The sequence below is a fragment of the Mucilaginibacter sp. P4_G9 genome (assembly GCF_056400985.1).
Window position 1 is genome coordinate 1 of the sequence record NZ_JBFUKF010000223.1, and the last position, 8443, is coordinate 8443.

At 44.0% G+C, this 8443-nt stretch carries 7 protein-coding genes; all 7 read left to right on the forward strand.

What is annotated here, in order from left to right; all coding sequences use genetic code 11:
* The first annotated feature begins 80 nt into the window (after positions 1-80).
* Complete coding sequence (locus tag AC1DPZ_RS17455; protein WP_477405690.1) at positions 81-1142, forward strand: efflux RND transporter periplasmic adaptor subunit; 1062 nt, start codon at positions 81-83, stop codon at positions 1140-1142.
* Positions 1143-1151: 9 nt separating this feature from the next.
* On the forward strand, positions 1152-4259 hold the full coding sequence (locus AC1DPZ_RS17460) for an efflux RND transporter permease subunit (RefSeq protein ID WP_477405692.1): 3108 nt from the start codon (positions 1152-1154) through the stop codon (positions 4257-4259).
* A gap of 10 nt (positions 4260-4269) precedes the next feature.
* A complete protein-coding gene (locus AC1DPZ_RS17465; RefSeq protein ID WP_477405694.1) occupies positions 4270-5562 on the forward strand; it encodes a TolC family protein in 1293 nt (430 codons plus the stop codon).
* A 57-nt stretch (positions 5563-5619) separates the two neighbouring features.
* A complete protein-coding gene (locus AC1DPZ_RS17470) occupies positions 5620-6201 on the forward strand; it encodes a TetR/AcrR family transcriptional regulator (protein WP_477405696.1) in 582 nt (193 codons plus the stop codon).
* A gap of 175 nt (positions 6202-6376) precedes the next feature.
* Complete coding sequence (locus tag AC1DPZ_RS17475; RefSeq protein WP_477405698.1) at positions 6377-6967, forward strand: TetR/AcrR family transcriptional regulator; 591 nt, start codon at positions 6377-6379, stop codon at positions 6965-6967.
* A 137-nt stretch (positions 6968-7104) separates the two neighbouring features.
* A complete protein-coding gene (locus AC1DPZ_RS17480; protein WP_477405700.1) occupies positions 7105-7917 on the forward strand; it encodes an SDR family NAD(P)-dependent oxidoreductase in 813 nt (270 codons plus the stop codon).
* Positions 7918-7940: 23 nt separating this feature from the next.
* Positions 7941-8443: SDR family NAD(P)-dependent oxidoreductase (locus AC1DPZ_RS17485; protein ID WP_477405702.1), on the forward strand; the 503-nt coding region annotated here is incomplete at its 3' end.

Sequence of the window (8443 nt, forward strand, 5' to 3'; positions counted from 1 at the left end):
ACCCGGCGCGATGCGTTTTGGGATTAGCAAACAATAAAATAACAATCGACAAAAAAACAAATAATGTTCAATTTAATTATATGAAAACCAAACTTACACTTGCGGGAGCAATGATAGCCGCTATCTGGATTTCCGGCTGCTCAGGAAAAAAAGAGCAAAAGAACGGACCGGATACGTTAGCGGTAAACGTATTTAATTTGAGTGCAGAATCTATGTCAACCAGTGACAAGATCGTTTACGATGGAACGCTTGAAGCTGAAAAGACAATTGATTTAAGCTTCCAGGTTTCCGGAACTATTCTGTCCTTTCCGATACTGACCGGCGATTTTGTAAAAAAAGGACAATTGGTGGGTGCTATAGATGAAACGGTGTACCGTAACCAGTATAACGCACAGCTGGCACAGGCCAAACTTGCAGAAGAAAATTATACCCGCATTAACGATGTGTTTAAAAAAGGCAGCATTGCCGAAATAAAAATGCTGGAGGCTAAATCAAATTATGAACAGGCAACCTCCGCTGCCCGCGCAACTTACCAGAATATAGTTCATACGCATCTTTATGCACCGGTAAGCGGATATGTTGGTGAAAAGAAAGCCGAAGCGGGAGCTGTGGCCAATCCCGGGCAGCCGGTTTTGCAGTTACTGGATACCCGTTCGGTGAAGGTGCTGGTTGCGGTGCCCGAGAGTGAAATTAATCACTATAAAGCAGGAACCCCTGCTACGATAAAAATCGACGCGTTAGGGGATCAGCCTTTGCAGGGCAAGGTATCCGAAGTTGGCGTTTTAGCGCTTAGTGGCAGCGCTAATTATAACCTTAAAATATCACTGGCTAATAATGATATGAAGTTAAGGCCCGGCATGCTTTGTAAAGTAGTGTTTAACAAAAACGCCGATGCTGTCGCCCCCTCTAATGATGTTAAAGAAGTTATTGTTCCTGTGCAATCCGTTCAGGTAGATGAAAAAGGAGCCAGCTTTCTCTATATAGTGGACGCAGCGCATAAGGCAGTGCGGAAAGGCGTAACTACCGGCCAGCTTTACAGCAATGGTATTGCCATCCAGACCGGACTTGCCGGTAATGAGCAGGTGATCACCTCGGGTTACCAGAAACTTGCCGATCAAACCCCTGTCATTGTCAGTAAATAAGCCCATATCATGAAAAAGAACTCAAATTTAATTGAATGGGCAATGGAGTACCATGTATTCCCTCTTGCGCTTTCGGCCATACTCGTACTGCTTGGTTTATCCGGGCTTTTCAATATGCCACGAAACGAATTTCCAGATTTCACCATCAGGCAGGGTCTTATTGTGGGGCAATACCCCGGCGCTTCATCCAAACAGGTAGAAGAGCAGCTTACTAAAAAAGTAGAGGAGTACCTTTTTAGTAACAACGAGGTTAACAAGAAAAAAACTTACTCCTTTTCGCGGGATGGCGTGATGTACATCTTTGTTGAGGTAGCGGATAACCAAAATGCCATCCAAACCAAAGCGTTTTGGAATAAGATTAAAAACGGGATGCTAATACTGCAAAGCCAGCTCCCTAAAGAAGTTAAAGGGTTTTATATCGACAGTGATTTCGGCAATACCTCTGCCATGCTTTTGTCCGTAGAATCCAAGACACGACCCTACAAAGAACTGCTCCGTAATGTAGAAGATATAGAGGCAGAATTAAGGCAGGTACAGGATGTTGCCAAGATATCCCATACCGGCAACCTGAACGAGCAGATCACCATTTATGTAGATAACAATAAACTGCTGCAAAAAGGGGTCTCGGTCAATAATGTAATGCAGGTGCTCCAAAACGAAGGCGCAATTAATGCCACCGGTAAAGTAGAAGGAAAGGTGGTAGATGAGCCCATTCATCTAAGCACCTACTATAAAACCGAAGCCGAACTTGCTGAGCAGATCATCAGGCAGGATGCCAACGGCAACTCAGTACGCCTTCGTGATGTAGCTACCCTGAAACGTGAGTATGACGAACCGGAGAGCTATGTAACCTCCAACGGCACCAAATCCATCGTGATATCGCTGGAAATGATCACCGGTAAAAACATTGTGCAGTTTGGTAAAGAACTGGAAGAGCATATCGAAAAAGTAAAGCAGCACCTGCCGCCCGATATTCAACTGGTAAAACTGGCTGATCAGCCGGAGGTGGTGGATGATTCGATCAGCCACTTTATGAAAGAGTTTGCTTTCGCGCTGATCGGCGTGGTGTGCGTTGCATTACTGTTGCTGCCCTTTAGGGTTGCCGCAGTTGCTGCAGCAACTATCCCGATTACAATAGCCGCAACGCTGGGTATTATGTACATGGCCGGCATAGAGCTGGATACCGTTACGCTTGCCGCGTTGATCGTGGTGCTGGGGATTGTGGTTGACGACCCTATTGTGGTAATTGATAACCACGTAGAAAAGTTGGACCACGGGATGTCTGTTTGGGATGCCGCCATTAGCAGCGCCAAGGAATTGTTTCCATCGGTGTTTACTGCTACGCTGGCCATATCGGCGACTTTTGTACCGCTGGCATTTTTTATGACCGGTACGGCAAAAGATTTTATCCGCCTGTTCCCGGTAACCATCATGATCGCTTTGACACTGTCGCTGATCATCTCCATGATGGTGGTGCCATTTTTCAATACGCTGTTCATCAAAAAAGGCTTGCTCCATAATAAGGCAGATGAAAAAAGATCTTTCCTGGACCGGTTGCAGGATTTCTTTAATAGCCATATCGGCAATTCTATGAAACACTACAAGCTGACTGTGTTTTTTGCGGTGCTGTCGGTAGTGATCGGCATAGGCATTATGGGTGTATTGCCGCAGCAGTTATTCCCTAAAGTAGAGCGAAACCAATTTGCGATGGAGATCTACCTGCCATCGGGCTACAGGCTTTCGCAAACAGACAGCGTGGTGAAGGGAATGGAAAAGATATTAAAGCAGGATAAACGTATTCTTAATTATACCAGCTTTATCGGCAGTAGTTCGCCACGTTTCCACTCGGTATATGCGCCAAATCTTCCGTCAAAAAATTATGCGCAGATCTTGATCAAAACCGTATCTGAAGACGCAACCGCAGAAGTGATTGTTGACTATCAGCATAAATACAGTAACCTGTTTCCGGCTGCTTATGTGCGGATGAAACAATTAAACATGATCAACGCGCTGGCACCTATCGAGGTAAGGATCAGCGGAAATGATATTCCAGCCTTAAAACAGGTAGCCAACCAGGTTTTAGCCATTGGTAAAACGCATAAACAGATTACCTGGGCCCGGACAGATTATAACGAGATACAGCCAACCCTTAAAATAGATGTAAAAACAGCGGAAGCTGCGCGGCTTGGATTAAGCAAGAGCGATATCGCCAACGCAGTAGCTATGCATTCGGAAGGGATTACGGCCACACAGGTTTGGGAAAATAATTACGCGGTAGATGTAAAGATCAAATCGCCGAAAGCTTCCAGAAGTGATCTGTCGGCCTTGCGTGACCTTAACATCGTGTCCCCGCAAACTAAAACTTTGATACCCCTAAGGCAGGTAGCAGACGTAAACCCGGAATGGAATGATGGCCAGATTGCCCGCAGAAACAGTGTGCGTACGCTAACGGTACGTATGGACGTAACCCAGGAAGCTGTTGCCAATGCCGTATTGCTGGACCTGCAACCAGCCATCGAAAAAATAAAACTCCCCGCAGGAGTAGAATTGCGTTACGGGGGCGAACTGGAATTGCAGGGAGAGAACCAGGGCCCGATGGGTACCGCGCTTGGTGTAAGTATCATATTTATATTCCTGATTTTATTATGGCACTTTAAACACCTTAAACATGCCCTCTTAAGTATTACCACTATGCCATTAAGCTTATTGGGCGCATCTTCCGGCTTGCTGATCATGGGCTACCCGTTTGGCTTTACCTCATTCCTTGGTTTGCTGGCACTTTGCGGAATTGTAGTGCGTAATGGTATCATCCTGATAGACTTTGCAGAAGAACTACGATTACATGAGGGTAAATCTGTTTTTGAAGCTGCAAAACTTTCTGCCGAACGCAGGATGCGGCCAATCTTTTTAACCTCTTCGGCAGCGGCTGTGGGTGTGATCCCGATGGTGATCAGCAGGTCATCTTTATGGGGGCCGTTGGGTACGGTGATCTGTTTCGGGTTGCTGTTATCCATGTTGCTGACCTTATTCGTGCTGCCAACGCTGTATTGGCTGTTTTTCCGCAAGGAGGATCAAAAAATACCGGAAAACAAAACACCGGAACCTGTAACCGCATAAGCTCATTATCATGAAAACATTCCTATTATCAATATTCACTTTTACATGCCTGCAGGCCGGGGCCCAGCAGCATATCATATCCCTGCAGGAAAGTAAGCAGGCTGCCATAGCCTACAGTTACGCTTTAAAAAATGGCGAGCTGAGGATAAGCTCAGCCAAAACCGATGTAGCTGCAGCCAAGTCAGATTACCTCCCATCGGTTAGCGCAACCGGTGTGGGTTTATTCGGGTTTAAAGATTTCGTATCGGCCGCGCCGCCATTATTAGAAAAAGGCATCAATAATTTTTACCTTTTAGGCGTAACCGGTACAGAAACCCTGTATGCCGGCGGCAAAATTAAAACGGGTAACCAGTTAGCGGCATTGCAGCTACAGGTTAGCCAGATCAGGAAAAAGCTATCAGCAGATTCTGTGATATTACTTACCGAGCAGAAATACTGGAACCTGGTAAACATACAGGAACAGCAGAAAACCATACTGGTCAATGAAGCATTGCTTAACGCGGTGCTGAAAACGCAAAAGGATATGCTGGCATCCGGGTTGATCGCCCGGAACGATCTGCTGAAAGTAAAAGTTCAGCTTAGCCAGTTGATGGTTAACAAAAGCAAGCTGCAGAACGGCCGCCGGGTGTCTCTGCTGGATTTTTCCATGTATACCGGTGTTGCTTTTGATTCACTTATGGTGATGCAGGACACACTTAATAAAAAAAGCATCCCGGTATTACCTGCCTTGCAGCCCGATACTAACCTGAACCGTAATGCTAATTACCAGTTATTGACCAAACGTATAGTCGGTGAAAAGCTACAGACCCGGTTAGCTAACGGCGACAACCTGCCGAGCCTGGCAATTGGCTTGAGTGGATCACAAACCGGATCGGTCAACAGCGGGATCGGGAGTAACTTTGCACCGGCCAGCTTTGCCACATTGAGTATTCCCATTTCCAACGGTTTATGGGGCCGGGGTAAGCAAAAGATGCGGAAGCAAAGAATCAATGAGCAAATAGCCCAAAACGATTTCCAGGACGGACAAAACCAGCTGAGGGTGGGCATTATACGTTATTGGTATGATATGCAGGATCAGCTTACACAGATTAGCTATGCAAAGGATAACCTGGAACAGGCTACCGAAAACCTGAAGGTTAACCAGGATAATTACAAAGCCGGTTTGGCTACAATCTCTGAGGTACTGGATGCCCAGACTGCTTACCAGCAAGCTTCAAGCACTGTTGCTACTGCATTTGCTGATTTTTATGTGAGGTCTGCCATATATAATTATGTTACCGCGAAAACCGAAAATCAACCCTGAAGCCGGCTTTTAAAAAGGCATCCTTGAAGCGTTAGAAGCAACAACTAAAGCAACCAAATGGAAGATAAAAGAAAACATCTGATCGATCATGCTATTGAGCTTTTTATCAATCATGGTATAATCAGTGTAACGATGGATGAACTGGCGAAGGCGGCCGGCATGTCAAAGAAAACCGTCTATCAATTTTTTGCCAATAAAGCAATCCTTGTCGAAACTGTAGTTGACCAGTTGATCGGGCAATCTAAAAGTATCATCAGCTCAAATATCGATGCCTCTGATGATCMGGTACAGGAGTTGGTTCTTCAACAGGGTCTTTTTAAACATTTGATCGCCTTGAGGTACCTTTTTAACGAGCTGATGTTAAAAAGATACCCCAGGGCGCTGAGAGCGCTTCATGAATTTAAAAGCAATTACCTGAAGATGATCATTGAATCAAATTTATCAGCCGGCATTGCAAAGGGGATGTATCGGCCGGGCCTGGATGTCCCGGTCACAGCCGGCATCTACGTATCGATAACAGACTTTTACCTGTTTAATCATTTAAAGTCCCAGGCTGATATATTTGAAGCGCTCAAACTATTTATCAACGGTATAATTACTAAGGAGGGGCATCGCCTCTTCTCGAACTATAATAAGTAAAAGCAAACGGTCTCTTTGTAAATTTTTGCTGCGCAGCCCATACCACTATGTGATATTTTGGTTAATCTCCTGGATTGCAATTACTGTCATCTTCATATCATAAAGAACAAAATATACTAAAAAGTCTTTTTAGTTAAACTTTTTAGTATATTTTTGTATCGTAAAATTTATGAACATGCTTACTAAAGCGGAAAGAACAAAACAATTTATCCTGGAAACAGCAGCCCCTATCTTTAATCAGAAAGGGATATCCGGTGCGAATATAGACGACGTGCTTGCTGCCACAAAATTAACTAAAGGGTGTCTTTACGGTCATTTTGAAGGCAAGGAAGACCTGGCCCTGCAGGTTGTTGACCACATGCTGAATACTAACGGCGAAAAAATGCTGCTGACCATCAGCAAGGGTAAAACAGCGAAGGCTAAGGTATTTGCCTTTCTCGATTTTTACAAAGATCCTTTGAATACTTACCTTAAAGGCGGATGTCCTGTATTTAACATTGCGGTGGAATCCGATGATAACTTTCCGGCTATTAAAGAAAAGATAGCCGGAGTCATCCGACATGGACAGGAATTGTTTGTCAGCATTTTAAATCAAGGCATTGCCGACGGTGAATTTTCCGGCCAGCTTGATTCGGCTGTTTATGCATTCAAAGCGGTGGCTGCGGTTGAAGGAGCTGTTGTGATGTGCAGGGCGATGAATACTGCAAAACCAATGGCTGGTTTGCTCAGAAGCCTGAAAGCGGAGTTAGAAAGTTATACAATATAATTTTTTTAATATAAAATATACTAAAAAGTCTTTTATATAAACGTCACTAAAAAACARAGCACAAATATATCCTCAATAATTAAGTAAATAAAAGTACAAAATCATCATAAAATATACTAAAAAGTCTAAAAAAAATCATGGAATTAAAAGGAAAAACAATATTAGTCACAGGTGCCTCGTCGGGCATCGGGCTGCTTGTCGCCAGCAAGCTCCACGAAAATGGCTACCAGGTAATCGGCACAAGCCGGAATCCGGAAAAACACCAGGCAAAATTACCATTTAAGCTGCTGCCATTGGATCTGAATGATGACCATTCCATAGCATCTTTTGGCGAGCAACTATTCAATCAGATCAAAACTTTAGATGTGCTGATCAACAACGCAGGTTACTTAGTAAACGGACTTGCCGAGGAAACCCCTATTGAGTTAGGCAAACAACAGTTTGAGACCAACTTTTGGGGAACGATCAAAATAACTAACGAGTTGCTGCCCTACTTCAGGAGGCAAAAACATGGAAAAATAATCACACTTGGTTCCCTGCTGGGCTTATTGAGTCTTCCAAATGTGGCCTACTATGCGGCTTCCAAACATGCACTCGAAGGTTATTTTAAAGCACTTCGGTTTGAATTGAACCAGTTTAACATCAAGGTGGTTATGGTTGAGCCGATGAGTTTTAAAACCAGTATCGGCGAAAGTGGAACTGTTGCAACAGGAACGATCAAGGACTATGATCTGTTCCGCCAAAAGGTAACCGCGTATACCAAAGAGACATTGGATAAGGCACCCGAACCTACGCCTGTCATCAATACCTTATTGCAAACAGTGGAGGAAAAAAATCCAAGGTTTAGTTACCCTGTCGGCAAAGGATCGTCAATCGCACTCCTGCTTCAGCATTTCGCTTATAAGGTGTTTGAGAAATCCATTCTGAAATCTATTAACGCTTCAAAATAGAATTAACATCAAAAATTAAAATCATGCAATTAAAAGGAAAAACGGTATTGATCACGGGAGGTGCATCAGGTATCGGGCTGGAAGCAGCAAAACAATTTTTAACCAATGGTGCCAGCGTGATCATCACCGGCAGAAACCAGGCGAAACTGGATGCGGCCAAAAAAACATATCCGGCTCTTACTGCTATACAAAGCGATGCCGGAAATGAAGCAGATGCAAAAGCTCTTTATAATAAAGTAAAAGAATTGGGCGGTATTGACATCTTGTACAATAATGCTGCTGTGCTCGTTCCTCCATCAAATCTAGGTTTTGCAAATGACAAACATCTTGAAGGTGCTGCCTACGAAATGGAAGTTAATTATCTGGGTGTAATAAGGCTGAATAATCTTTTTCTGGATATGCTTAAATCCAGAAATGAAGGGGCAATAATCAACACTACCTCAATACTGAGTCTGGCTCCTTCCCTAATTGAGGCTACCTATTCTTCATCAAAAACAGCACTGGCCTTCTATACTATATCATTACG